This is a genomic window from Mucilaginibacter aquariorum, assembly GCF_024498135.1.
GTDB classification, from domain to species: Bacteria; Bacteroidota; Bacteroidia; order Sphingobacteriales; family Sphingobacteriaceae; genus Mucilaginibacter; species Mucilaginibacter aquariorum.
In genome coordinates this window covers 157,057-182,285 of record NZ_JANHOH010000002.1, presented here as the reverse complement: position 1 = coordinate 182,285, position 25,229 = coordinate 157,057, and the positions used below count along the sequence as shown (strand labels likewise).

The window sequence follows — 25,229 nt, the reverse complement described above, 5'->3', positions numbered from 1 at the left end:
GAAATAATACAGTCCGAATTGTTCATATAAAAATATGCCCTACCTTTAGCCAAATTTATATATTTACAATATCGGGTAACCGTAAACGTTTTTTATACTTATCAAACACTTAAACTATGAAGTTTTTAAGATCATTTTATTTACCACTTGTTATTATATCAGCTGTAGCTGTGTTACCGGCCTGTAAATCAAAAAAGGTGATGAAACCCTCTCCACCATTTATAGCACCGGCAAGCACTACGCCAACTACACCGCCACCACCGGCCCCTCCTCAACAAACGCCTCCGCCACCTGCGCCGGCTCCTGAAAAACCTAATTACAATTTCAATAATATTCAGTTCGAGTTTAATTCGGGCATATTAAAAACTGATGCTTACCCAACCTTAGATAAGGCTGCTGCCGAAATGAAGAAAGATCCTTCAGTTAGGTTCGTACTAAACGGAAATTCATCTGCCGAAGGTACCGATGAGCATAACATGGCATTATCTGTTGAGCGTGCAAATGCTGTAAAAACCTACTTGGTTAATACCGGTGTAAACGGCGCTAACCTGGATATTAAAGGTTACGGCGAATCAAAACCTATTACCTCTAACGAAACCGAAGAAGGCCGCGCGCTTAACCGCCGTGTCGAGATAAAAAAACTATAGGTTTCTTTAGTAATTATGAAAGGGCTAAGCTTTAATTAAGGCTTAGCCCTTTTTTATTGTTGGGGCCAGATACTTTGTTATCTTTATAAAGCTTTAAACCCTTACAACAATAATTTTGGAACCTGAAATTTACAATAAACTTCACGCAGAAGGTTATATCAGCGATAGCTCGTTCGAAAAGATCCGGCAGAAGCACCTTCACAAATTATTCTCTGTTCATTGGGAATTAAAAACCCTGCTTTACCTGGGCGTAATGTTACTATCGGGCGGCCTGGGTATATTGGTTTATAAAAATATTGATACTATTGGTCACCAGGCTATTCTGGCGTTTATTGCGCTGGTATGCATTGGCTGTTTTGCTTATTGTTTTAAACACAAACATCCATTCGGCTGGGGTAAGGTAAAATCGCCAAACACCGGGTTCGATTATATTTTGCTGCTCGGGAGCATCAGCATGGTAAGCTTTGTGGGCTACCTGCAGTTTCAATACCAGGTATTTGGATTAAACTATGGAATGGCCACTTTTATACCCATGCTGGCCCTGTTTTTCATCGCTTATTACTTTGATCATTTAGGTGTCCTTAGCATGGCCATAGCCAGTTTGGCTTTGTGGATGGGCGTATCGGTTACACCAAAAACGCTGCTGGCTTACGGCACTTTTAACAACCAACAGATCATTTTCACCTATGTACTTTTCGGGGCAATGCTGCTTGTAGCCGCCTACCTAACCCAACGCTTTGATATAAAAAAGCATTTTAAATTCACATACCACCACTATGGTGTGCATGTTGCATTTATATCGTTACTGGCCGGTTACTTTGAGTATTACGATAGCCCCTTTTACATTTTATGGATGGCCGTGGTTTTTGCTTTAGCTGTTTATGTATACCGTGACGCTTATAAAGAGAAGTCGTTTTACTTTATACTGCTTACCATTTTATACAGCTACTTCGCCATTGCCTGCATATTATCGCGGATGCTATACGCCGCCCTGGAAGGTGAAGCTATTTATCTGTTGTTTTTGTGTTTTATAGCTTCTGCAATAGGGCTTATAATCCTGTTAATAAACATCAACAAAAAACTGAAGGCAGCATGATCATATATAACAAAGAATGGTTAAATAACCTGCATATAACAGATCTGCTAAAAACCGACCAGCAGGCGGGCCACATTACCAGCGCGGAGTTTGATAACATTAAAGCGGCGCACCCTGTTGGTTTTTACATGCCGGGTATTGTGTTGCGTGTAGGCTTATTTATCCTCACTTTTATTATTGCATCGGTTTCTACCGGCTTTTTAACCCTAATTGCATCTGGTGCTAATGTACTTGAGTCGCCGGTATGGCCTATATTTTTAGGCGCGATTTGTTACGGATTTTTAGAGTTTTTTGTGAAGGATAAGCATTACTTCCACTCGGGGGTAGATAACGCCCTGTTGTATTATTCGGCATGCTTATTTGCTGGTGGATGCATCTGGCTTATTATTGATATGCATTTAAACTCGGTTGACACCCTGTTATGTGCAGGGCTTGTATGCATACTATGTACCTTGCTAACCTTCCGCTTTGCCGATGTAGTTACCACTGCTGCAAGCTGCGTTGCCTTTTTTGCATTTATATATTTCGCCTGGGCAAAAGCCGGACAATTTGGGTTGGCTACCATGCCTTTTGTAATGATGATAGCAGCAGGCGGCGCTTATTTCTTTCTTAACAGGATAAGCAAGAATAAAGAATCTATTAACTATATAAATTGCCTTACCATCGCTAAAATCATCAGCTTAATTACTCTTTATGCTGCAGGTAATTACTTTGTGGTTAACAGATTAAACAACGCTTTAAACGGCCTGGATGATTCACATATCACCATACCCTTTGGCTATATTTTTTGGCTGTGGACGCTATTGGTCCCGGTGGTTTACCTGTTCATCGGCATCAAAAAAAAGAGCACCATGTTATTGCGGATAGGTATGGTTTTGGCAGCCGCATCCGTAGCCACATTCAGAAACTACTATCATTTATTACCTATCGAGATCATGCTTACCCTATCGGGGATGATCTTACTGGCGTTATCGTACACCATTATTAAGTACCTAAAAATACCACGCAATGGCTTTACCTATGCCGAACCTGATGAGGCCGGCACATTGGAAAGCCTTAATATTGAAGGACTTGTTATCGGCGAAACTACATCACATTTACCGCCAGCGGCAAACCAACCAACCCAACGTTTTGGCGGTGGTACCGGCGGTGGCGGTGGCTCAAGCGGCGACTTCTAATTAAGCTTATTTCTTAACCAGATCTGCCGGATTAACAGGATTGCTTAACAGGTGGCCAAACAGTTCCCAGCGCTTTTCCGGTACTTTGGCTGTGCCGCCATTACGTTCAATATAGTTTTTAACCAAGTCTTGTCCGTAATTGTAATTAATAACATAGCTGCGGTATTTTTTAATGAAGCTGATAGATTTATCTGCCGTTTCATCGTTCATTAAGCAGTACTTCTTCAGATAGCTACGGGCTTTGCTTTGGCTCATGGTATCATTTATTAAACCACGCGCAGCCTCGTTACGGGCGTAATTTAACTGACCTTTTATGGCAAGCGCCTTAAAATAAACATCAATACCCGCGGTATCTAACCCGGCAAGCGGAAGTAATACATTCTTCGCAAACTTAACCTTATCATCACCAGGGAAAGCAACTTCTATCCCGTAATTAGCGCTCCCCTCAGCAATAAGCGATTGTGGACTAAACAACGGATAAAGCGAAATTTCTACCCACCCCCTGTCATGATACAGATTTTTCTCCAACAACATATTGTACACATGGTGACCGGGGTAGCTTTCATGGCTGCCCACATCAATAGCGCGGTCAATAAATATTTTGATATCGGTATTTATTTGCACTGTGCTTTGGTATTTGCCTTTGTACCAGTTATAGCCGTTCCATGGTTTATCGGTTACATACTCCAGTGTAAAGTTTTCGCCTGCGGGTAATTTGTAATGAGCAAGCGTGCGTTTGCGGGCTTCGGCAATAGCGGCTTTCATTACCGCATCCAGCTTATCTTTTGGGATGATGAACTTATTTGCCAGTTTTTGAAACCTATCGTTAACATTACCTTTTCCAGGCAACAGGCTATCCAGCTTATCCAGATCTGCCTTAAAAAATTCTTCGGCATAAGAGGGTGCGGCAACGCCAAACAATTCTCGCGATTCTTCATCGAACGAACGGTATTCGCCGGCATAGATCCTCACACGCCTGCCAAATGCTATTAGCTGGTTATACATCCAGTTGGCCCGTATTTTATTCGAATCAACTTTTGACCCGTCAGCTATTAGCTTTACATCGTTCATTAAGCTGTTTATATTGGCCAGCAGGCTATCCCTCGGGAAAGTTTTATCGGTAATTTCTTTAGGCTTTAACGAGTCGGGGCCGTAATAGGCATCAACAAAATCGCTATCGTACTGGCCAATAGTAAGGCCAAGCGTTACATAGTCCTGCGCAAGTTTGTTTAGTTTTTTACCCTCAACCGTATCGGCTGGTTTTTGCTTGCACGACAAGGCAAACAATACGGGGATCAGTAATAATAATTTCTTCATTTGGGGCAGACTGTAAATGTGCTGCGAAGTTAAGAAATCCTTTTAAAAGGTTGCGGGGGATTGCTTCTTGTATCCTGTAAGCTGTGCGGCCGCTTATTTTTTTAGCGAAAATAGTCCGTTCATTAGCTCGCTGTTAAACTCACCTATAGTTGTTGTACTTAATAACAGATGTATTTTATCCCTAATCGCCTTAAAATCGTTATGCAGCGGGCAAGGATTTATTTCAGAACATTGTTTAAGCCCCAGGGCACAACCATAAAACAGGCTATCTCCATCTACGGCCTCTACAATTTCGCTTAGGGGTTTGTTTAACAATGCCGGTTCAATAAAAAAGCCACCGTTAGGGCCTTTAAAAGAACTTATTAATCCTTTCCTGCTCAAATCCTGCAATATTTTAGCCAGGTACAATTCGGGCGAATCAATACCTGTTGCAATATCTTTAATACCTACCCTGCCGCCGTTTGCGGTTTTATGCGCAATATAAAATACAGCCCTGATTGCGTACTCACATGTTTTTGAAAAAATCGCCATAGCTTAATGAAACAAATATAATAAATAATAAAAGATATTTTTGTCTTTTATTGTTTTATCCATTAGATTTGTTGCCGATAACAAACCGAATAGTAAAACATTTGGTCTAATTTAAGATAAAAAGGTATTAATATATTTATTATGACAACCGATCAAAAAAATCTCATCCTGGCTACTGTTCCTATTTTAAAAGAACACGGCGTATTACTCACCACACATTTTTATGGGCGCATGTTTAAACACAATCCCGAGTTAAAAAACATGTTTAATATGGCTAACCAGCAAACCGGGAAACAACAAACAGCATTAGCCATGGCCGTTTTAGCTTATGCCGAAAATATTGCCAACCCATCGGTATTAATGCCCGTGGTTGACCGCATTGGCCACAAGCACACCAGTATTGATATACGGCCCGAACATTATTCAATTGTAGGCCAACACCTTATAGCATCAATTGCCGAGGTGCTTGGTGATGCCGCCACTGCCGATATACTTGATGCCTGGACAGTTGCCTACAACCAATTAGCCAAATTAATGAGCGGCCATGAAGCACATCTATATCAAAACCAAACAGATAAACCGAACGGCTGGACCGGATGGCGTTTGTTTAAATTAGAACGTAAGGAGATGGAATCTGCAGAGATCTGCTCTTTTTATTTATACCCTGCCGATGGTGGTAAAGTGCCCTTGCATAAACCCGGTCAATACATCAGTATAAAATTATTTCTACCCGATCTGGGGATGGCCCAAATAAGGCAATACAGTATATCAAGCGCGCCCAATAACAACTACTACCGCATATCTGTAAAGCGCGAAACCGGTGCTACGGTTGACATTAATGGCATGATAAGCAACCAACTACACAACGATGTTAATGAAGGAGCATTAGTAGAATTAACCGCGCCTGCTGGCAGCTTTACCCTACCCGATGACCTGGATGCACCCGTTATGTTTATCAGTGGTGGCGTGGGCTTAACACCATTTATGAGCATGGTGCAGCATCTTAGCGGGCAACAAACCAAACATCCTATTACGTGGCTGCATGGTTGCCGCAACCAAACTGTACATGCCTTTAAGGATGACCTTGCCCAATTGGTTAATACAAACAGCAATATAGCCCAGCATATATTTTACAACAACCCTACTCAGCATGATATTGAAGAGGGCATTTACGAAGGGTTCTTAGATATCAACCAGATAAACGGCCTGACCCACCAGCCGGGCACCCGCTACTTTATATGCGGCCCATCGGTATTTATCCAAAAACAGTTTAATGATCTGAAACAGTTTGGCATTGATACCCGGAATATATTTTTTGAAGAGTTTGGCCCGCAGGTGCTTAATTTAAACTAATAAGATGTGCTATAAAGAGCAGGGACGATATGTTCCCGGCTCTTTTTGTTTAAACCGTGGGCAACCGCCAGTTATTGCGCACTGCCAGTATCCGGATGGTACAGATAAGTACAACAGATATAGCTTCGGCTACTTGCTGCTCCATAAACTGCAGTAAAAAGATATAACAAATGCCACCTGCTATACAGGCAGTAGCGTATATTTCTTTATGGAATAGCACCGGGATATGGTTGAGCAACATATCGCGCAGCACACCACCAAAGCAACCGGTAATAGTGCCTAATGCAATGCAAACACCCGGGTTAAGATTAGCATCAAGTCCTTTTTGAACGCCTATTACCGTGAACAAGCCCAGGCCAAGTGCATCAAAAAGAAACAGGGTTACTTTAAGGTTTTTAACAAGGCGTTTAAATAAAATGGTGAGCGCGGCGGTTGTTAGTATAATTAGTGGCGTGCTTACATCCCGCATCCAGGATACGGGCGTATTGCCAATAAGCACATCGCGTAAAGTACCGCCGCCTATTGCCGTAACAAACCCCAGTATGAGCACGCCAAACAGGTCGAGCCTTTTCTGCATGGCCGAAAAAGCGCCCGATATGGTAAAGGCGATAGTGCCCAATATTTCAATAATGGTTGAAAAGCTTAAGTGCATACGGTTTGTAATACAAACCTAAACTTTTGTACTGATATATACATTCGCTTTGTTTTTCACTCATAGATGGCTATAATTGCGAATTATTATCTTTTTTCCCATCATGACTAAACAAAAAGGATTCACAACAACCCTGTTACATGCCGACCGTTTACGCAAACCAGAGTTTGGCGCCTTACATCAGCCCATACATACCGCGGTAACCTGGGGTTTTGATGATGTGCAGGAACTTGTGAATGTATTTCAGAATAAAACAAAGGGTTTTGCATATTCAAGGCAAGGCAATCCTACTACTGCTGCTTTAGAAAGTAAGATCACTATGATGGAAAATGGCCTGGCATCGGTAAGTTTTTCTACCGGTATGGCAGCTATTATGGCTACCGTATTCGCGCTGGTGAAAGAAGGGAGCCATATTATTGCAAGCTCGTACCTGTTTGGTAATACACGCAGCATACTGCAAACGTTTACCGAGATAGGGCTTGATATTTCTTTTGTTGATGCTACATCAGTAGATAATATTAAAGATGCGTACAAACCAAATACCTGCATGGTACTGGTTGAAACCATCGCCAACCCGGCTACCCAAATTGCCGACCTTGGCGCAATTGGAGATTTTTGCGAAGAGAAAGGGTTAATATATGTGGTAGATAACACCATGACATCGCCCTACATTTTTCAGCCGGTAACGGTTAAGGCATCCCTTGTTATAAACTCGTTAACTAAATATATTGGCGGCCATGGCAACGCGCTTGGCGGCAGTGTAACCGATACCGGTTTATATAACTGGGAAAATTACCCCGGCATTGCACCCGTATTGCGCACACAAATAAAATCAGAACTTTTAGGTATTACCCAAATCAGGAAGCGCGGCTTGCGTGATGGCGGCGGCACTTTAGCGCCCGAAGCAGCACACAGCATATCCGTAGGTGCAGAAACCCTGGCCCTTCGGATGGAACGCGCATGTGGCAACGCCGGTGCATTGGCAGAATACCTGCAGGCGCATCCGTTGGTGAGCAAGGTTTACTACCCGGGTTTAAAAGATCACCCGCAGCACGAGTTATCAAAATCATTGTTCCGTTACCACGGCGGGTTAATGAGCTTTGCGTTGAATGATGATGTAGATGTGTTTGCTTTTTTAAACCGCCTGCAGGTGGTTATTAAAAGCAGCAATTTGGGCGATACCCGCACATTGGCCATACCTGTGGCTCAGACCATATTTTTTGAGCTTGGTGCCGAAAGGCGTGCCGAAATGGGCATTCCCGAAGGTATGATCCGCCTATCGGTAGGTATTGAAGACCGCGAAGACCTGCTGGAAGATTTTAAACAAGCGCTGGATAGTGTTGAATACAGCCTTTTGTAACAAAGCTTTTGTGAGATAGCTCTTAATAATAAATGAGCTAAGGTTAACGCACATAAGGGGATAACTTTATATGGCAAACCTACCTTTGCCAAATGGCGGTGATCAGTAAAGGTGATGTAATGAAGGCTACAGGTACTGCTAACTTCCCGGGGTTGGCTTCGCTGTTGATGAGGGTGATGAAGATAGATGCCTTTAACAATATGATGATGCAGGCAGGCGATCTGGAGGGGGTTGCCTTTACCAAATACGTGCTCGATTATTTAGGCATCGCCATTGAAATTGATGCAGATGATCTTGCCAACATCCCGCAATCAGGTGCTTTTATTGTTGTAGCCAATCACCCTTATGGTGCAATTGAGTCGCTGGCTTTACTTAATTTATTAGTGTCCAGCCGGCCCGATACTTTGTTTATGGGCAACTTTCTGTTAAAACGGGTGCCCAACCTGGCCAACTATATTATTGCAGTAAATCCTTTCGAAACCATTAAAGATGCATCCAGCATTAGCGGATTAAAAACCACGCTTTGCAAGTTACGTACCGGTACACCGGTGGCTATATTCCCGGCAGGCGAAGTTTCTGCTTTTAATTTTAAAACACAAAAAATTGCCGACAAAGAATGGCACCCGGTAGTAGGTAAAATAATTGCCAGGGCGGGTGTCCCTGTATTACCCGTATATTTTCATGGCAACAATGGCATTGGGTTTAGTTTGCTGCGTTTTATACACCCTGCCCTGCAAACGGCAATGTTGCCCGCCGCTTTGTTTAACAAAAAAGGGATGACGTTACGTGTGAGTATTGGCAAGCCGATAGCTATGCCCCAGCCCTATCCGCATAGTGATGCTAATAATTTATTATCGCTTTTAAGGACGGAAACTTATGCGCTTAAGCACTTAGTAGCTTCTAATTAGCCTTATTTATCAACTTTAAAGCTTCATTGATATAGTGCAAACCTTCGGCAGAATAGCTTAACGATAAAGCAAACTGATGACCATGGGCGTCCATTTTTAATAACGATCTTTTAAGGATATTGATCAATTTTTCGGGCTCGTGCTTTGGATAGAAATCTTCGTATTGAAATTGAAGGAATACCAGGCATAATGCGTTTTCCATAACCTGTACCTCGGCATCCACCTTAATTTTTTGTTTTAAAATTATCTGCGTTACCCTTTCAATCTGCTCTTCCTCGTATCCAACATACTTTAAAATATCAGTAGCTACCGCTGCATGATATTTTGCCAGATCTTTGCGCCATTGCAAATAAGCCTCCCTTCCATCGGGGTATTGGTCACGCGGAATTTCCCACCGGCCAATATGCTGGCAACGGGAAGCCAGTAAAAGCTCTTCGCTTGCAATGGGCGACAGTTTTACTACCCATTCATGCAATTTTAGCGCTAAAAAATATTCCTGCGGATAATCAATGCCATCCCAGGTAAAAATATGCGGATCTGTCTTGTTATAATTATCGAATTGCTCAATAGCAGCTTGTAATTTATCCATTGGGTATAAATTTAGCATAAACTACTTATTAAGATGCAATAAATGGCTTTTCAAAAGTAAAAAACTACCTTTTATTGGTCAAAACCCGGTTTTAGATAAAGAACACTTAAATAGAAAGGCCTTAGCGAATGCTAAAGCCTTTTTGTTCTCCCACAAGGATTCGAACCTCAATTGTCTGAACCAGAATCAGAAGTGCTACCGTTACACCATAGGAGAGTATCAATTACCTGATGCTGCAAAAATAGCAAATTTTGCAGATTATAGCTGGGGGATATCTTTAAATTAACATTGTACTGTTTATATGTTCCACCAATAGGTCCATTTAATAGTTAACTGCCTGTTCTTAACCATAAACGGCGATGGGATAGAGTTATCGCCATAAACAATAAACAAATCAGAAGCGGGTTTATAGCGCCACTGCAGCCTGCTGTTGATGTTCATGTTACGGGCCTGCTCGTTGTATTGCACATAGGTGGTAAAATATAAGGTGTTGGTAAACGTAACATCGGCCCGTGGACCAATTAACCAGAACTTGTTACGGCCATACGGCTGCGGCAGCTTTAGGTCGTTATAAGATGTATTCAGTATTAAATTTACATAGGGCTGAAAGCGGTAACCTAACTGCCCTACCAACGTGGTTTTAGTGCCATTGTCATAGTAACCGCCACGGGCAACCTCAAACAGATAGGTAAAAACGCTTTGCGGTTTTGAAGCATACTGCACGTCGATAGTGTTCCAATGATTTTCGAAGCCTGTTGGCAGCATTGCTTTGCCGGTGTTTGTTGGATCGAACGGGCGCAGTAGTTTCACATAATCATCCAACCCCGAAACGGTTAAAGTACTGCGGTTACGGAAGGTGATAAGATAACTTAAAATGGTTTCATTATCTGTTGGTTTAAAGCCCTCATCAAAAAAGTAGATGCCGCTTGCCTGCACCCCGTGCGATAATATTACACCGCTTTTAGGGAAAAAGTTATGCTGTATTAGTGGGTTCAGTTTGTTGTAACCGGTGCGGGGCACATAACCGGCCTCGGCATTGTAATTTTTCCCTACATATTGCTGCTGCATGGCAAATGTCCAGTATTTGCTTAGATATTGCAGGTTAGCAGCTTCTACAAAATCGCGGCCTTTTACACCGGGGGTAAATGATTTTAGGCCCAGCAATTTACCCGTAAGCAGGTTATTTGAAGATGCCAGATTAAACTCTGCCCCCACATTTCGGTTATAGTCGTTAGCAGTACTGCCCGGCATGGGTGCGCCACCTGTCCCATCCTTATTAACAAACATGAAACCAATATTTGAGCGCGAGAACACCCGCCTTTGCAGCGTAACTATCCCAAAGTTTTGCCCGGGCAAATTATCAGAGTTTGACTGGCCGGTTTGGATATCCATTACCCCTACCCGCCAATTCTTATCAATTTTGCCCGTGAGCCGTGCCCCTGCACGTATGGGTGCATTTAAGCCCACCCTGCGCGAAAAGAAAGGCCGGATATCGGCATAACCAAAATTGGCGAACAGGTCGCCATTCTCCAGGAAAAACTGGCGCTTCTCGGGGAAGAAGAGTTCGTACCTGTTCAGGTTTATCACCTGCTGATCTACATCTACCTGCGAAAAATCGGGGTTAACCGTCATATCCAGGTTGAGGGATGAGGTGAGGCCCACCTTTACATCACCCCCGATATCCTTGCGCCAAACGGCAGATTTGTTATTCTCAAAATCTTTAGTAACACCACCTAAAGCATAGGGTATAATAGATACGTTATGGGTAGCTACAGGTGGCGCTTCATCCCATACAATTGTACCTGTATAAGCCAGTGATGCCGTAGGGAATTGCCTTGGCACCGGTGCCCAGCTCGATTTTTCGGTGGTAACCAGGTCGTTCCTGCTAAAATTTATACCCCACTCTTTTATACCTTTTTTATAACGGATACTTTTGAAAGGTATAGATGCCTCAAAAACCCATTTATCCGAGTAATTTTTTACCGTCGAAAACCATTTATTATCCCAGCTCAGATCTACCTTACCGCCCTCATACATGGCACCATCCCACTGCGCCCCCGCCGCGTTGGCGCCAAAGCTAAAACCATCGGTACGGGCATCAAACGGGTCCATAAAAAATATGAAGTTGTCGTTCTTTAAAAAGCTAAAATCGCGTTTAAGCGATTCTACCATGTAACCCGCTGTTGGCGTATAGCAAACCGCAGATATGTAAAAATTGTCGTTATCATATGCCATGCGCACTACCGTACGTACGTTGGCAAAGCTGGTATCCATGGGCAACACCATAAAAAAATTGCCAGCGGTATCGGCGTTTAACCAATCGGCTTCATCCAGCAAACCATCAATTTTTATAGGTGATGCGGCCCGCTTAATATGATATTTATAGTTGACGTTCTTTTTTTGCGCGGATACGTAACTGCTGAGCATGCAGCAGCATGACAGTAGTAATATGAATTTTAATTTAAACAATTTGGTATGGGTACTTAGGTTTGTGAGATAATACCTGCCGTTAATGTGTAATCGGTACACAATAATATAAATATTAAATTAAAAAACATTAGCCCCTTCCTTCTGCAATACTTGTTTTTAAAACACGTGGCAATATTGTTACATTGCATACAACAAAACCCACAAGCATGAAGAAATATTTTTGTCTCATTTTAACGTTCGTTTCTATCAGTTGCCTTGCACAAACGCAGATCTTTCCGCAACGAATGGTAACCTTTAAAAATCCGGCCGGCTTATCAGCACCAAAGGGCTATTCGCATTCGGCAGTGATTGATATGGGTAAAAGTAAAATGATCATCTTATCCGGACAGGTAGCTTTAAATGAAAACGGCGATTTGATTGGTAAGGGCGATATACTTAAACAAACCGAACAGGTTTTTGCCAACATTAAACGTATTATTGAAGACGCCGGCGGTAACATGAACAACGTTGTAAAACTAACTTACTATTTGAAAGATGTTTCAAAAATACAGCAGGTACGCGATGTAAGAGATAAATACATTAACACCAAAATGCCCCCTGCAAGTACGCTTGTTGAGGTAAGCAACCTTTTTAGAGATGATATTTTAATAGAGATAGAGGCGACAGCGGTGATCGCAAAAAAATAGTATGCCGCACTTAAATCTCTCCTTGGAGGGGGCTGGGATGAGGCTTACCTTACCCCATAACCATATAATAATACATGACAAATAACTTGCAACAGCTTTACGGTAATATTGATATTTACCTGTTTGACCAATTACTGAAAGGCCGCTTTAACGGATGCAAAAAAGTACTCGACGTTGGCTGCGGGACTGGGCGTAATTTGATCTATTTTTTGCAGAACGATTATGATGTTTATGGGATAGACCCAAACCCGGATGCTATTGAACATGTAAAATCGCTGGCAAAGACATTGACACCGGCTCATCGGCCAGAAAACTTTACCGTATGCAAAGCAGAGAACCTGTCTTTTAATGATGAAACCTTCGACCTGGCCATTTGCAGTGCGGTATTGCATTTCGCTAATGATAGTAACCACTTTGATGCTATGCTGCGTTCTGTGTGGCGCGTATTAAAGCCCGGCGGCTATCTGTTTGCCCGCCTGGCATCAGATATTGGTATTGAGAGTTTAGTTACCCCATTAGGTAATAGCCGCTTCGCCCTGCCCGATGGTTCTGAACGTTTCCTGGTGAACGAACAAATATTAATGGAGTATACCGAGGCATTAGGCGGCGAACTTTTTGAACCTATAAAAACGACTAACGTGCAAAATTTAAGATGCATGACCACCTGGTGTGTACAAAAGGTGGCTTCGCCTAAAACGTCGCCAAAAGAGAGGACTTTTTCTTTGTAATATCTTAGAGCCGGGCGAACTACCCTTATTATTCTTTCAATCCCTGTAAGTCACTTTCCAAGGCCTTATCCCAGTTGCCTGTTTTAGCGGCGGCATCATAGGTAGATTGCAAAAATTGCATCAAAACCCCTTCCGGGTCAGCTGACTGCTGAACTACCTCGTACGTTAAGAAATATTCGCCCATTTCGGTGCTGTAAAATGCGTCGGGCGGGCTTACCTGCTGTTTGCCGTAGTCATCGGGAGTGGGGTAACAATAGGAATAAAACGCAGGTTGCGGGAATTGTTCGCTGCCCGGCCAAAAACCACATGAGCTAACCTCGTGCGAGTAGGCTTCCTGCATTACTTCTACCGGAATGTTTGGTGCCCCGCCGGGGTGTTTTGGTGCAGGCCTGCCGCTAAAACGGGTAACCGCCAAATCAAACGCGCCCCAAAAGAAATGTACCGGGCTGCACTTACCTAAAAATCCGGCCCTAAAATCTGTAAATACATTATGGATCCTGATCAACGCCTGCCAAATGGTGTGCATAGCATCGGCATTATAGATACAAGGCGTAGTATTTTCTGCAAAAGGTATGGCCGGGTCAACTTCGTTAGGTACCGCATAAATCTCAACATCTACACCTGCTGCTTTTAAATTATCAAGTAACTCTGTATAAAAAGCGGCTATGGTTTCGGCACCCAAAGCTGACGAGATCTTCTCGGCAGTGCTGGTAGTTATATGCAACTGGTGGTTTATAAAATCAAGATCGATCTGGAAAACACCACCATTGTACGGAATGCTGCCGGTAGTTAGCCCGGTTGCGCTTACATACAAAGTAACCTGCCAGGAATGGTTTATCCATGGCATTTTTTTGAGGCGCACCTTGCCTATCATCTGCGTCCACATGTGTACCGTGGCGATGGTATCTTTCAGGTAATGGTAATCCAATTTAGGCCAGTTGGTGTTATTTGCGTTGCTCATATGTAAATATACAAGCAAATAGAACATTTGTTGCAGAAAGCCCCTGTCATTTCGAACGAGGTACGAGGAGAAATCTTTTACAATAGCCAAGCCGACTACATGCTTATCCGGATGCATAGTTTAAAAGATTTCTCCTCATACCATCGCACAGCCCTACCCCGGCTCGTTCGAAATGACAAGCGCCTTAAACAAAAAAAGCGACGGGCTTTCATCCGTCGCAGTTTTCAGTTATTAGTCAGTCAGTTTTTGACGTCGCGGGTAGATTCGAACTACCGTCAAAGGTTTTGCAGACCCTCACCTATCCTCTCGGCCACGCGACTTTATGCACAGCCTTATTTATTAGGCTGCGGGGTAGTTCTTAAATAAGATCTTACCTCGGTAAACCCTTTAGGGAATTTCGCAGGGATATCTTCTGATTTGATGGATGGCAGTACCACTACATCTTCGCCATCTTTCCAATCGGCCGGGGTGGCAACACTATGGTAAGCGGTTAGCTGTAATGAATCTATCACCCTCAAAATCTCCTGGAAATTTCTTCCTGTTGATGCCGGGTAGCTGATGATCAGCTTTATCTTTTTATCGGGGCCGATAACGAATAACGAACGCACAGTAGCGGTTAACGATGCATTAGGATGGATCATGTCATACGCCTGCGAGATCTCGCGGTTTTCATCGCCAATTATAGGGAAGTTAACTTCCACACCCTGGGTTTCGTTAATATCGTTGATCCAGCCTTTGTGCGATTCTACATTATCTGTACTAAGGGCTATCACCTTTACATTACGTTTGTCAAACTCACCTTTTAACGATGCTGTTTTGCCCAATTCGGTAGTGCAAACGGGGGTGTAATCTGCCGGATGCGAAAACAGTACACCCCAGCTATCACCAAGGTATTCGTAAAAATCGATCTCGCCTTGCGATGTTTGTGCTTTAAAGTTTGGGGCGTCGTCGCCAATTCGTAAACTCATGATCTTATGTTTTTAAGGTTAATATTGTTATATAGCTATAAAGCTATGTTAATATAATCAAAATTTTATCCGGGAAAAGTAAGATATCAAGCAGAGGTAAGAGAAATGTTTGGCAACATTCTTTTCTTTTAAATCAGCTTATCTGTCTCCGCTGTTTAGCGAAGCAGGAATTAGCACCTTATACAAGCTTATGAAGCTAATACAGGTTGCTAAGACATCATAGGGCCTTTCCCTCTGTCTTTCTGGATAAGTATATTTAAAGAACGATTATGAAACAAAAGTAGATATAAATTCTATAATTCCTATAGACTATATATTTATTTACAATTAAAAACGATAATTAACTGTAATTCAACCACAAAAAATCACAGTTAATTAAACTTCTCGGTAGCCACATGGTAGCTTGGGTCTTCCAGAATATTCACCTCTATAACATCGGCAGCATTTTTTAAGAGTACGATACAATCCTTGCTCAGGTGTTTTAAGTGAAGTTCTTTTCCTGCTTTGCGATACCGCTCTGTTAATTTATTAAGCGCCTCGATGCCTGACATATCAGCCACCCGGCTATCTTTAAAATCAATAATAACTTCGTTCGGGTCGCCGTCAACATCAAACTTTTCGGTAAAAGCAGTTACCGATCCAAAAAACAGCGGGCCATAAATTTCGTAATGTTTAACGCCCTTATCATCTATATACTTACGGGCTCTTATACGTTTGGCACTTTCCCAGGCAAAAACCAGGGCAGATATGATCACGCCAATTAAAACAGCCAGCGCCAGGTTATGCAGTAATATGGTTATAACCGCAACCACTATCCCTACAAACACATCCTGCTTTGGCATCTTGTTAAAAATCCTGAAACTGATCCACTCAAACGTTCCGAATGCTACCATGATCATCACCCCTGTTAGCGCTGCCATTGGCAGGCGGCCAATAACCGGCGCGCCAAAAAGTATGATCATTAAAATAGTTAGGGATGCAATTATGCCGGATAGCCTTGCCCTTGCACCAGCCGATAAGTTCACCAGCGTTTGCGCTATCATGGGGCAACCGCCCATGCCAAAGAAAAAGCCGTTGAGGATGTTGGCGCTTCCCTGGGCTATACATTCCCTGTTGCCGTTACCTCTGGTGGCGGTCATTTCATCAACCAGGTTTAACGTAAGTAAACCTTCTGTTAAACCTACCGCGGCCATAATTAAGGCATACGGAAAAATGATATTTAGTGTGTGCAAATTAAGCGGCACCTGTGGTATATGAAACGGCGGGAAGCCCCCGCTAACCGATGCTATATCGCTTACCGTTTTAGTATGGATACCAAAACCCAGTACAAGTGCAAACACCACAATTATAGCTACCAGCGAAGGCGGAACGGCTTTGGTTATCTTAGGAAAGAATGCAACAATAGCTATAGTTAACGCAACCAACCCGGCCATTATTAACAGTGGTGTACCGGTAAGCCATGTTTCGTGCCCATTAACAATGGTTTTAAATTGCTGCAGCTGGGCCATAAAAATTATTACCGCCAGGCCATTTACAAAACCATACATTACGGGTTGCGGTACAAGGCGTATCAGCTTGCCCAGTTTAAATAAACCTATTGCTATTTGAATAATACCAGCCAATGCCACAGCGGCAAAAACGTATTCAATACCGCTTGTTTTCATGAGGGCAATTAACACCACAACGGTAGCACCCGCCCCACCAGATATTAAACCCGGCCGGCCACCAAATATTGATGTAACAAGCCCCATTATAAATGCAGCATATAAGCCCACCAATGGCGGGAACCCTGCTAAAATAGCGAACGACAATGATTCGGGCATCATTGTCATGGCAACGGTGAGGCCGGCTAAAACTTCGGTTTTGTAGTTAACTTTTTGGGTAAGATCGAATAATTTAAAGCTGGCCTTCATGTGGTGCAAAGCTATAAAAAATGCCCTTACCACATTAAAGATACCCTAAAGCTCCTATTTACCGTTCAGCTTCTTAATCAATTCCACCTCTTCGGGTTTGTAAGGCGTACCATCCTTGCGAAAAATATCGTGGAACCATTCTTTTGGCTCGCCCCCATCAGGCATGGGGTTGTCCCAGGCGTAAATAGTATTGGTTTTACCCATTACAAAGCCCCAGTTTAGGGCGCCCACATTTTCCTTTTTCAACATAGGCATTATGTTGGCAAATTTGCTGCCGCGCGTCCTGGCCATGTACTCGGTACAAATGAGTGGCCTGCCATGGGTTTTAAGCATTTGAATAGTTTTAAGGTGCGAAGCTTCTTCTGTATAATCGTGATAGGTAACAATATCCGAGTTAAGCGCCTGGTAAGCGTTCAGCTTTTCAAAGCTCCAATCCCACAGGCCTGCAGAAATGGGCTGATCGGGGTTTACGGCGCGTGCCCATGCAAATACTTTAATTAGCAAACCCATAGATGCTTCCTTTTTTTTGGAGTTGCCGGGTTCGTTGTAAAGATCCCACAATAAAATGCGTTTATCGTGTTTAAAAGTGGTCATTATATCGGTTACATAGGCTTGCAGCATGGCTGTTTCGCCTGTATTGGTTAGCCTGTTGCCCGGGTCCTGCAGCCATCCCGAATTGTGCACGCCTTGTTTGGGTGCAGGTTGCAAGCCAACTTTGGCATCCGCGTTCCAGCAATCGTCAAAAAACACAAACATGGTTTGTATATGGTGTTTATTAGCAATGGTTAAATATTGATCTATCCGTTTTTTAAACCCTGCTTTATCTTGTTTCCAGACAAGGCTGTAAAGAAAAACACGCATGGTGTTAAAGCCAATTCCTTCGGCATAGCCCAGCTCACGGTCAATAGTTGCGGGGTCAAAGGTATTAGCCTGCCACATTTCCAGTTGGTTTATGGCATTGCTGGGTATAAAATCAGCTCCGCTCATCCACTTGTGCTGTTTATACCATGCATTTGCTTTAGCAACCGTCCACAACTTACCGGCAGCTGGCTTTTGCGCAAATGCGCTTATTGATAACAGCAATAAAACTGCTGCAAGAAATTTAGATAAATGGTTTTTCATGGCCTGTAATTGGTAAGGATAAATATAGCGATTGCGATGAAAATTTAGCCGTTAATTTGTTAATCCCTTTAAATATGCCCCTGTTTTGCTCCTTTCAGCGGCTTAACCGAGGTAAAATAAACACCCAGCTACCTATAAATGGGCCCTGCCATCAAAGCAAAAATTTTTCTTTAAGGCATCATATTATTTTCGAAAAATATTATACTATTTTTACCAGCCCATATTTTATAACCCTGCGGCGTAGTATTCGTATAAGATTATTACGTTGATTAATATTTTAATATTCAGCGTTATAGGATTTTGTTTAAGTGGCCGTTTGTAAAAACACCATTGTATCAAATACTATAAAATATTTAGGGTGTTTATAATTTGTAACAACGCAGGGTTGTAATTAATAAGCGTTTGCTTCTTTGGCACGCATTTTATTACCATGTGGGTGATTAAAAAAGATAGTGATTGAAAGTTCAAAATGAGTTTTTCTGAAGATCATAAGTTTTCTGGCGAAAGCATAGCTCATTTTGCGCGTATAATTGATAGTATTCATTTAGGCATTTGGGAGTATAACACCGATACCAGACAAGTAAAATGGTCATCGGGGTTTTATACTGCCTTAGGCTATGCCCCCGGCGAAATTGAATGCAGTTACAATTATTTTTTTGAACACCTTTTATATTACCACGATAAACCTGCTTTTTTAAAGGCCACTTATCACCCAAGGCATGGGGGTTCGCCGGTTGCACACATCAGGCTGCTTACCAAACAACACGGTTATCAATGGTTTGAAAGCACTACTCAAAAGCATGATACTAACGATGGCCCGGTGATATATGGCGTGCTTGCCAATATTAATACCCTTAAAATAAACGAGATAAAGGCCGCCGAAAACGAGTTTAGATGCGCAGAGATTGGCCGTATAGCAAAAATTGGAAGCTGGGAAATTGAAACAGCTACCATGAAGCTGGTTTTGACGCAAGAGGTTTATGACATTTTTGAGCTAAGCAGCCAGGTAAAAATGACCATTGAAGAGGCTATCAGCTTTTTTGAGCCGCAGTTTCGCCCGGTAATGACTAACGCAATTGAACAGGCTGTAAAATTTTGTAAGCCCTATGAACTTGAGGTTTTATTTAGAACAGCCCGAAACAATGTGATATGGGTTAGGGCTAAAGGCGTACCTGTACTTGATAGTTATGGCAGGTGTACTACTATCAGAGGCGTTTTCCAGGATATTGACAGCATTAAAAAGAAAGGCATTACCCTGCAATCGTCTATTAATTTGCTGGACGATCAAAACAAGCGCCTGCAAAACTTTGCCTACATTGTTTCGCATAACCTGCGATCGCATGCGGGGAACCTGAAATTCATGGTGAATTTATTTGAGGAATCTAACCTGGATGGCGACCGCACGGAAGTATTCTCGCACATTAAAACCATTAGTGAAAGCCTTAGCTCTACCGTAGGGCATTTAGACGAGATCGTTAAAATACAATCAGAAATTAGCAACGAACGAAAGGTTGTTAGTTTTGATACCATTTTTAATAACGTGGCATCGGCCCTTCGTACCAATATTGTTTCGACAGGGGCTAAAATACATACCGATTTTTCGGCCTGCCCGCAAATTGATTATATACCGGCGTATATGGAAAGTATTTTCCAGAACCTGCTTACTAACTCTTTAAAATACAAACACCCTGATCGCGAACCCGTTATTAACTGCTCTACCCAAAAAGCAGGCAATGAAGTTTACCTACTGTTTGAAGATAACGGTGTTGGAATTGACATGCCCCGCTATGGCGACCAGCTTTTTGGCATGTATAAAACCTTTCACCGCAATTCTGATTCAAAAGGCATAGGCCTTTTTATTACCCGTAACCAGGTTGAAGCGCTGGGCGGATCTATACAGGTAGACAGCACTGTAAATGTTGGCACAAAATTTACAGTAAGGCTGGTATAAAAACCCCATTTAATGAACACCGAGAACAAAATTGTGACTGCAGGAATTGTTGATGATGATGATATTTTTACTTACGGTTTCAAAAAATCAGCAGCAATAAAAAACTTATTTAACAAAGTACTGAACTTTGGCGATGGCAGAGAGGCGATTGAATATTTAAAAGACCCGCGTAATACTAACCATTTGCCCGATGTTTTGTTTGTAGATATTAATATGCCGGTTATGAATGGCTGGGAGTTTATTGATGCGTTTCAAAAAATCCAATCACAATTAGGCAAAAATATTCCTGTTTACATCATCAGTTCATCAATTGATCTGGAGGATGTTAAGCGCGCAAAAAACAACACGCTTATTGTTGATTACCTGTTAAAACCCATTGATAAACTTTACCTGAAAGATATTTATGACTCGTTGCAGAACCAAACGTATATGAGGCGATATAATTAATATTTATTTCTTAGTGTATACCTGCATGTAACGAATAGGTGATTCGCTCGTCTCTGTTAATTGAATTAGTCCATCATTCCGGGTTACCACGTAATGATGGACTAATGCCGTGTTATTTAGTTGTAATTGAACTTCATTATTCACAAACTTCCAAATATATCTTTCAGGTTCATGTGGGCCAATATTTGTATTTTCACTTGGCGATTTATAAGCCAAATAACAAACTTCGGTGCCTACGTATACAGAAGTGGCGGTATTATCCTTATTGAGTGTAAATATTGAATTAAGCATGCAAGGCGTTTTACTGCTGTTGGTATTTACTCCAAGGATAGTGCCTTGATTTTCTGAAACATATTCAGTAAAAGTATAGCTTCCAATAAGATCTTCCAGCTTTATTTTATTGTCTTTAGGATCGGTAGAACCGCCTTTTTTACAAGCAGATAAAACAACTATAATAAGAAGTAAAAAGGATAAGGTTTTTTTCATATCCTAAATATAACTACTTTATATAGCTTTCTAATGTTTTAAAGCCCGATGTAGTTTTCAGTTCAACCTTATCAATGGTTTTTGGTAATAATATACACTCGCCCATTTTTACAGGGTAAGCCAGGCTGTTATGCTTAATGGTAAACTCGCCTTCAATACAAACGTATATCACAAACGAATCCAGGTTTGAATAATCCTTCTCTATTTCATGTGTATAATCAAGCACATTGGTTGTAAAGTATGGGCATGTCACCAAATGAACATCCTCATTCTTTTGCGGGGTGTACAAGGTTTTATATTCCGGATAGTGCTTGTAATCTATAGCGGCAAGGGCTTCTTCTGTATGCAGCTCGCGTTTGTTGCCTTTATCATCAACACGGTCAAAATCATAAATACGGTAAGTGATATCAGATGTTTGCTGGATCTCGGCAATCAGCAAACCTTTACCAATAGTGTGCACACGGCCTGCGGGTAAAAAGAAAACATCCCCGGCTTTAACATCTTCCCTGTTCAGGATATCCATAATATGGCCGCTGTTTAAAGCGTCTACATATTCCTTCTCGGTCATCTCCCGGTTAAACCCGGCAATAAGAGACGAACCCGGATCGGCCTCTATTACGTACCACATTTCGGTTTTGCCAAACGAGTTATGGCGTTTTTTTGCCAGTTCATCATTTGGGTGCACCTGTACGCTCAGGTCATCATTAGCATCAATAAATTTTACTAACAAAGGGAAAACATTACCAAAATGCTTGTACACCTTCTCTCCTACTAATTCGCCCTGAAATTTCTCCAGCAGGTCGGCCAGTGACTGCCCCTTTAATTCGCCGCTATCCACTACGGACACATCAGACTTAACACCCGAGATCTCCCAGGTTTCGCCGCAATTTGGCAGGTTGCCAATATTTTTGTGCAGATAGGTTTCAATTTTATGACCGCCCCATATTTTGTCTTTAAATATGGTTTTAAATTTTAGTGGATATAATGATGACATGGTAATGTGTTCTTGTTTGAGGGGCTAAGTTAGGGATTTTGAATAAGCCTGAATAAGGTTTTCTAAAAAAGTAATCCCATAAGAAAAGCCCATCCTTAACAGATGGGCTTTTCCATTTATCACCGGAATAAGATTACTTACCCAATTTTGCTTTTAAGTTTTCGTTGATAGCTTCCAAAAACTCTTCGGTGTACAGGTAATCGGTACCGTGTTCAACTTTTGGTTTTATGGTGATGGCCAAATCTTTGGTCATTTTGCCGCTTTCAACAGTTTCAATACAAACTTCTTCTAATGCTTTACAGAAGTTTACCAGTTCCTGGTTACCATCTAATATACCGCGGAACTCTAAACCACGTGTCCACGCGAAGATAGACGCGATAGGGTTGGTAGATGTTGGGCGGCCTGCCTGGTGCTCGCGGTAGTGACGGGTCACTGTTCCGTGTGCTGCTTCGGCTTCCATAACGGTGCCATCCGGGGTAACCAAAGTAGAGGTCATTAAACCTAATGAACCAAAACCTTGTGCTACGGTGTCAGACTGTACGTCGCCATCGTAGTTTTTACAAGCCCAAACAAAGTTACCGTTCCATTTAAGGGCCGATGCAACCATGTCATCAATTAAGCGGTGCTCGTAAGTGATACCCGCTTCGGTAAATTTAGTTTTGTACTCTGCCTGATAGATCTCTTCAAAAAGATCTTTAAAACGGCCATCATATTTTTTAAGGATGGTGTTTTTGGTTGACAGATATAAAGGCCAGCCTTTCATTAGCGCCTGGTTAAAACAAGCATGCGCAAAACCGCGGATAGATTCGTCAGTATTGTACATGGCTAAAGCAACACCATCGCCCTTAAAGTTGTACACTTCAAATGACTGCTCGGCACCGCCATCCTCTGGGGTGAAGGTTACGGTTAGCTTACCTTTGCCTTTAGTAACAAAATCTGTAGCACGGTACTGATCGCCAAAAGCATGACGGCCAATACAGATAGGGGCTGTCCAGTTTGGTACCAGGCGCGGCACGTTTGCCATAACAATTGGCTCGCGGAAAACAGTACCATCTAATATATTACGGATAGTGCCGTTTGGCGACCTCCACATTTGTTTTAATCCAAATTCTTCAACACGCTGCTCATCCGGGGTGATGGTGGCGCATTTAATACCTACACCATATTTTAATATAGCATTGGCTGCATCAATGGTAACCTGGTCATCGGTTTCATCACGATACTCGATACCAAGGTCATAATATTTTATATCCAGGTCAAGATAAGGGGTGATCAGTTTATCTTTTATAAACTTCCAGATGATGCGGGTCATTTCATCACCATCCAGCTCAACTACCGGGTTTTCTACTTTAATTTTTGACATACCTGATTTATGGTTAATTTTATTTAAACGGCTTCAAACTTACATAAAATTTTATTTGTAAAAATTCAAGTGCGTAAAATTTACACTTTTATTTATCCCCGCTGAATTGGCATATTTTGTCTGGCAAACAAAAGTCTGAAGATCCTGTTTAACAGGGCAATAAACAATTAATTAAAACATGATGTTGCTTTTTAAAAGTTAGATGCTACTTTTATAAAAATTAAACATCTGCTAATTAGCAAACAATCGCTCTTATATTATGATAAAGTTGCTTATTAAAACAACCTTCTTCACGCTTTTACTAACTGCAGTAACATTAATATCAAAAGCACAAATAGGTTACGATTACGCCCAGTATGATATTGGTTTTGGCGGAAGCATTAACCAGCTATATGGCGACGCGGAATCACTAAAATCTACAAAAGCTGCAAACGTTAGCTTTGTTTTTAACCAAACCCCATTTGTTAATTATCTGGTAGAAGTACAAGCCGGCTCGTTAGAGGGCGGCGACAGGACATCAAAATCTGGCAGATATTTTAAAAATGGATACACAGCTATACTGTTTAGAGGCCAGTTACAGGCCGGCGAGATCATCGATTATTCTAATGGAGGGTTAATGGGTGTAGTAAAAAACTTTTACCTATCTACAGGGCTTGGTTATATCCTTAACGATATCAAGGCAGAAAACATCAACAGGTTATCAAATACTACACCCGAATTTACCACAGGCGGTTTAAATAAAAGCAACGAGCTGTACATCCCTGCCCGTATAGGTTACGAGTTTAAAATTTTCAACCAATACAATCAGCCTTCCGTGAAAATAGATCTGGCCTATCAATTCAATATGGATTTTACCGATAATATGGATGGCTTTACAGCCGGCCGAAATACCGATAAAATGGTACAGTATTCTATAGGCGTAAAGTTTGCATTAGGCAGTGTTACATCTTACCGTAAGGCAATTAATTAGTAAGTAATTATTATTGCTATAAACAACTTTTGGCAAGATTTTTAGTGTATATATAGCAAACTAAAACTCTATGATACCCGATAATCAAAACCCAGACTTTGTTACTGATCCGGAGGATAGGAACAGTCCACTAAATGAAGATGCCAACGAAACTGCTGATAGCGAGAATCTTAATTATGATGAAAACATCAACAGCTATGAGTATGATGTAAAGGGCGATAATCCTGATTATGACCACCCCGACCCTTACGATACATCTGTAAAAGACGGTGAGGACATGAACTCTACTTATGATGAGGCCAACCCATACGATACTAAAGGCGAGTATGATGCCGACCGTTCCATTGAAACGGATGTCGACTCGTTGGGTATGCACATTGACAGCGGAAAAACTTTAGAATTAAACCCGCGTGATGCAGCTTTGGCACACACCCCAGAGGACGACCGCGATGACCTGGACGAAGAAGGTTATCCTAAAAATGATACACCAAAAAAATAAATGTTGTTTGTGATTTAACCACAGAGGTCACAGAGGATATATTTGTTTATTAACACAGAGAGCACAGAGATTTTTTAAAT

24 protein-coding genes, 2 tRNA genes and 1 riboswitch are annotated in these 25,229 nt (G+C 41.9%); of the genes, 12 read left to right on the top strand and 14 right to left on the bottom strand.

Annotated elements, in window-relative coordinates:
• Window positions 1-116: 116 nt before the first annotated feature.
• The 3 genes from NPE20_RS11770 (at window position 117) to NPE20_RS11760 (ending at window position 2,921) form a co-directional block, all read left to right on the top strand.
• Entirely contained in the window at window positions 117-647 is a 531-nt protein-coding gene (locus NPE20_RS11770) for an OmpA family protein (protein WP_256538851.1), read from the top strand.
• Window positions 648-762: 115 nt separating this feature from the next.
• The gene (locus tag NPE20_RS11765; RefSeq protein ID WP_256538850.1) at window positions 763-1,743 is read left to right on the top strand and encodes a DUF2157 domain-containing protein; all 981 of its coding nucleotides are present in this window, start codon (window positions 763-765) and stop codon (window positions 1,741-1,743) included.
• Window positions 1,740-2,921, top strand: a complete 1,182-nt coding sequence (locus tag NPE20_RS11760; protein WP_256538849.1) for a hypothetical protein — start codon at window positions 1,740-1,742, stop codon at window positions 2,919-2,921. The genes NPE20_RS11765 and NPE20_RS11760 overlap by 4 nt, the downstream gene beginning before the upstream one ends.
• A gap of 6 nt (window positions 2,922-2,927) precedes the next feature.
• On the opposite strand, the gene NPE20_RS11755 is transcribed toward NPE20_RS11760, so the two are convergent.
• Window positions 2,928-4,238, bottom strand: coding sequence for a hypothetical protein (locus NPE20_RS11755; RefSeq protein WP_256538848.1), 1,311 nt, complete (start codon window positions 4,236-4,238; stop codon window positions 2,928-2,930).
• Window positions 4,239-4,331: 93 nt separating this feature from the next.
• Complete coding sequence (locus tag NPE20_RS11750) at window positions 4,332-4,769, bottom strand: RrF2 family transcriptional regulator (protein WP_256538847.1); 438 nt, start codon at window positions 4,767-4,769, stop codon at window positions 4,332-4,334.
• A 141-nt stretch (window positions 4,770-4,910) separates the two neighbouring features.
• On the opposite strand from NPE20_RS11750, the gene hmpA reads away from it, so the two are divergent.
• Complete coding sequence (hmpA, locus tag NPE20_RS11745) at window positions 4,911-6,122, top strand: NO-inducible flavohemoprotein (protein WP_256538846.1); 1,212 nt, start codon at window positions 4,911-4,913, stop codon at window positions 6,120-6,122.
• Window positions 6,123-6,171: 49 nt separating this feature from the next.
• Here the strand turns inward: hmpA and NPE20_RS11740 are convergent, their stop codons facing one another.
• Entirely contained in the window at window positions 6,172-6,774 is a 603-nt protein-coding gene (locus NPE20_RS11740; RefSeq protein ID WP_256538845.1) for a trimeric intracellular cation channel family protein, read from the bottom strand.
• 103 nt (window positions 6,775-6,877) lie between these two features.
• Here NPE20_RS11740 and NPE20_RS11735 point away from each other — a divergent pair, with 103 nt between their 5' ends.
• On the top strand, window positions 6,878-8,134 hold the full coding sequence (locus NPE20_RS11735; RefSeq protein WP_256538844.1) for a cystathionine gamma-synthase family protein: 1,257 nt from the start codon (window positions 6,878-6,880) through the stop codon (window positions 8,132-8,134).
• A gap of 92 nt (window positions 8,135-8,226) precedes the next feature.
• Window positions 8,227-9,042 (top strand): lysophospholipid acyltransferase family protein, encoded by an 816-nt coding sequence (locus tag NPE20_RS11730; protein WP_256538843.1) that lies wholly within the window; start codon window positions 8,227-8,229, stop codon window positions 9,040-9,042.
• Here the strand turns inward: NPE20_RS11730 and NPE20_RS11725 are convergent.
• The 3 genes from NPE20_RS11725 to NPE20_RS11715 form a co-directional block, all read right to left on the bottom strand.
• On the bottom strand, window positions 9,035-9,631 hold the full coding sequence (locus NPE20_RS11725) for a DUF4202 domain-containing protein (protein ID WP_256538842.1): 597 nt from the start codon (window positions 9,629-9,631) through the stop codon (window positions 9,035-9,037). The two genes, NPE20_RS11730 and NPE20_RS11725, sit on opposite strands and share 8 nt — an antisense overlap.
• 145 nt (window positions 9,632-9,776) lie before the next feature.
• Window positions 9,777-9,847 (bottom strand) — tRNA-Gln (locus NPE20_RS11720).
• Between the two features lie 81 nt (window positions 9,848-9,928).
• Window positions 9,929-12,058 (bottom strand): carbohydrate binding family 9 domain-containing protein, encoded by a 2,130-nt coding sequence (locus NPE20_RS11715; RefSeq protein ID WP_256538841.1) that lies wholly within the window; start codon window positions 12,056-12,058, stop codon window positions 9,929-9,931.
• Between the two features lie 209 nt (window positions 12,059-12,267).
• On the opposite strand from NPE20_RS11715, the gene NPE20_RS11710 reads away from it, so the two are divergent.
• Entirely contained in the window at window positions 12,268-12,747 is a 480-nt protein-coding gene (locus NPE20_RS11710; protein WP_256538840.1) for a RidA family protein, read from the top strand.
• 74 nt (window positions 12,748-12,821) lie between these two features.
• Window positions 12,822-13,475, top strand: a complete 654-nt coding sequence (locus NPE20_RS11705) for a class I SAM-dependent methyltransferase (protein WP_256538839.1) — start codon at window positions 12,822-12,824, stop codon at window positions 13,473-13,475.
• A 28-nt stretch (window positions 13,476-13,503) separates the two neighbouring features.
• Here the strand turns inward: NPE20_RS11705 and NPE20_RS11700 are convergent, their stop codons facing one another.
• The 5 genes from NPE20_RS11700 to NPE20_RS11680 all read right to left on the bottom strand — a co-directional run bounded on the left by NPE20_RS11700 (window position 13,504) and on the right by NPE20_RS11680 (window position 18,439).
• A complete protein-coding gene (locus NPE20_RS11700; protein WP_256538838.1) occupies window positions 13,504-14,553 on the bottom strand; it encodes a DUF5996 family protein in 1,050 nt (349 codons plus the stop codon).
• A gap of 132 nt (window positions 14,554-14,685) precedes the next feature.
• Window positions 14,686-14,756 (bottom strand) — tRNA-Cys (locus NPE20_RS11695).
• A gap of 12 nt (window positions 14,757-14,768) precedes the next feature.
• Window positions 14,769-15,404: a peroxiredoxin gene (locus tag NPE20_RS11690; protein WP_256538837.1), complete on the bottom strand. Its 636-nt coding sequence runs from the start codon at window positions 15,402-15,404 to the stop codon at window positions 14,769-14,771.
• A gap of 135 nt (window positions 15,405-15,539) precedes the next feature.
• Window positions 15,540-15,657: riboswitch (SAM riboswitch) on the bottom strand.
• Between the two features lie 118 nt (window positions 15,658-15,775).
• Window positions 15,776-17,317 (bottom strand): SulP family inorganic anion transporter, encoded by a 1,542-nt coding sequence (locus NPE20_RS11685; RefSeq protein WP_256538836.1) that lies wholly within the window; start codon window positions 17,315-17,317, stop codon window positions 15,776-15,778.
• Between the two features lie 54 nt (window positions 17,318-17,371).
• A complete protein-coding gene (locus tag NPE20_RS11680; RefSeq protein ID WP_256538835.1) occupies window positions 17,372-18,439 on the bottom strand; it encodes a glycoside hydrolase 5 family protein in 1,068 nt (355 codons plus the stop codon).
• Window positions 18,440-18,908: 469 nt separating this feature from the next.
• Between NPE20_RS11680 and NPE20_RS11675 the strand changes: the two genes are divergently transcribed.
• Together NPE20_RS11675 and NPE20_RS11670 are read left to right on the top strand one after the other, a co-directional pair.
• On the top strand, window positions 18,909-20,390 hold the full coding sequence (locus NPE20_RS11675) for a PAS domain-containing sensor histidine kinase (protein WP_256538834.1): 1,482 nt from the start codon (window positions 18,909-18,911) through the stop codon (window positions 20,388-20,390).
• A 12-nt stretch (window positions 20,391-20,402) separates the two neighbouring features.
• Window positions 20,403-20,837 (top strand): response regulator, encoded by a 435-nt coding sequence (locus tag NPE20_RS11670; protein WP_256538833.1) that lies wholly within the window; start codon window positions 20,403-20,405, stop codon window positions 20,835-20,837.
• Window positions 20,838-20,840: 3 nt separating this feature from the next.
• On the opposite strand, the gene NPE20_RS11665 is transcribed toward NPE20_RS11670, so the two are convergent.
• The 3 genes from NPE20_RS11665 to NPE20_RS11655 form a co-directional block, all read right to left on the bottom strand.
• Window positions 20,841-21,323 (bottom strand): hypothetical protein, encoded by a 483-nt coding sequence (locus NPE20_RS11665; RefSeq protein ID WP_256538832.1) that lies wholly within the window; start codon window positions 21,321-21,323, stop codon window positions 20,841-20,843.
• 13 nt (window positions 21,324-21,336) lie between these two features.
• The gene (locus NPE20_RS11660; protein WP_256538831.1) at window positions 21,337-22,317 is read right to left on the bottom strand and encodes a type I phosphomannose isomerase catalytic subunit; all 981 of its coding nucleotides are present in this window, start codon (window positions 22,315-22,317) and stop codon (window positions 21,337-21,339) included.
• Between the two features lie 133 nt (window positions 22,318-22,450).
• Entirely contained in the window at window positions 22,451-23,680 is a 1,230-nt protein-coding gene (locus NPE20_RS11655) for an NADP-dependent isocitrate dehydrogenase (RefSeq protein ID WP_256538830.1), read from the bottom strand.
• Between the two features lie 259 nt (window positions 23,681-23,939).
• Between NPE20_RS11655 and NPE20_RS11650 the strand changes: the two genes are divergently transcribed.
• A complete protein-coding gene (locus NPE20_RS11650) occupies window positions 23,940-24,650 on the top strand; it encodes a hypothetical protein (RefSeq protein WP_256538829.1) in 711 nt (236 codons plus the stop codon).
• A 70-nt stretch (window positions 24,651-24,720) separates the two neighbouring features.
• The gene (locus tag NPE20_RS11645; RefSeq protein WP_256538828.1) at window positions 24,721-25,149 is read left to right on the top strand and encodes a hypothetical protein; all 429 of its coding nucleotides are present in this window, start codon (window positions 24,721-24,723) and stop codon (window positions 25,147-25,149) included.
• Window positions 25,150-25,229: the final 80 nt, after the last annotated feature.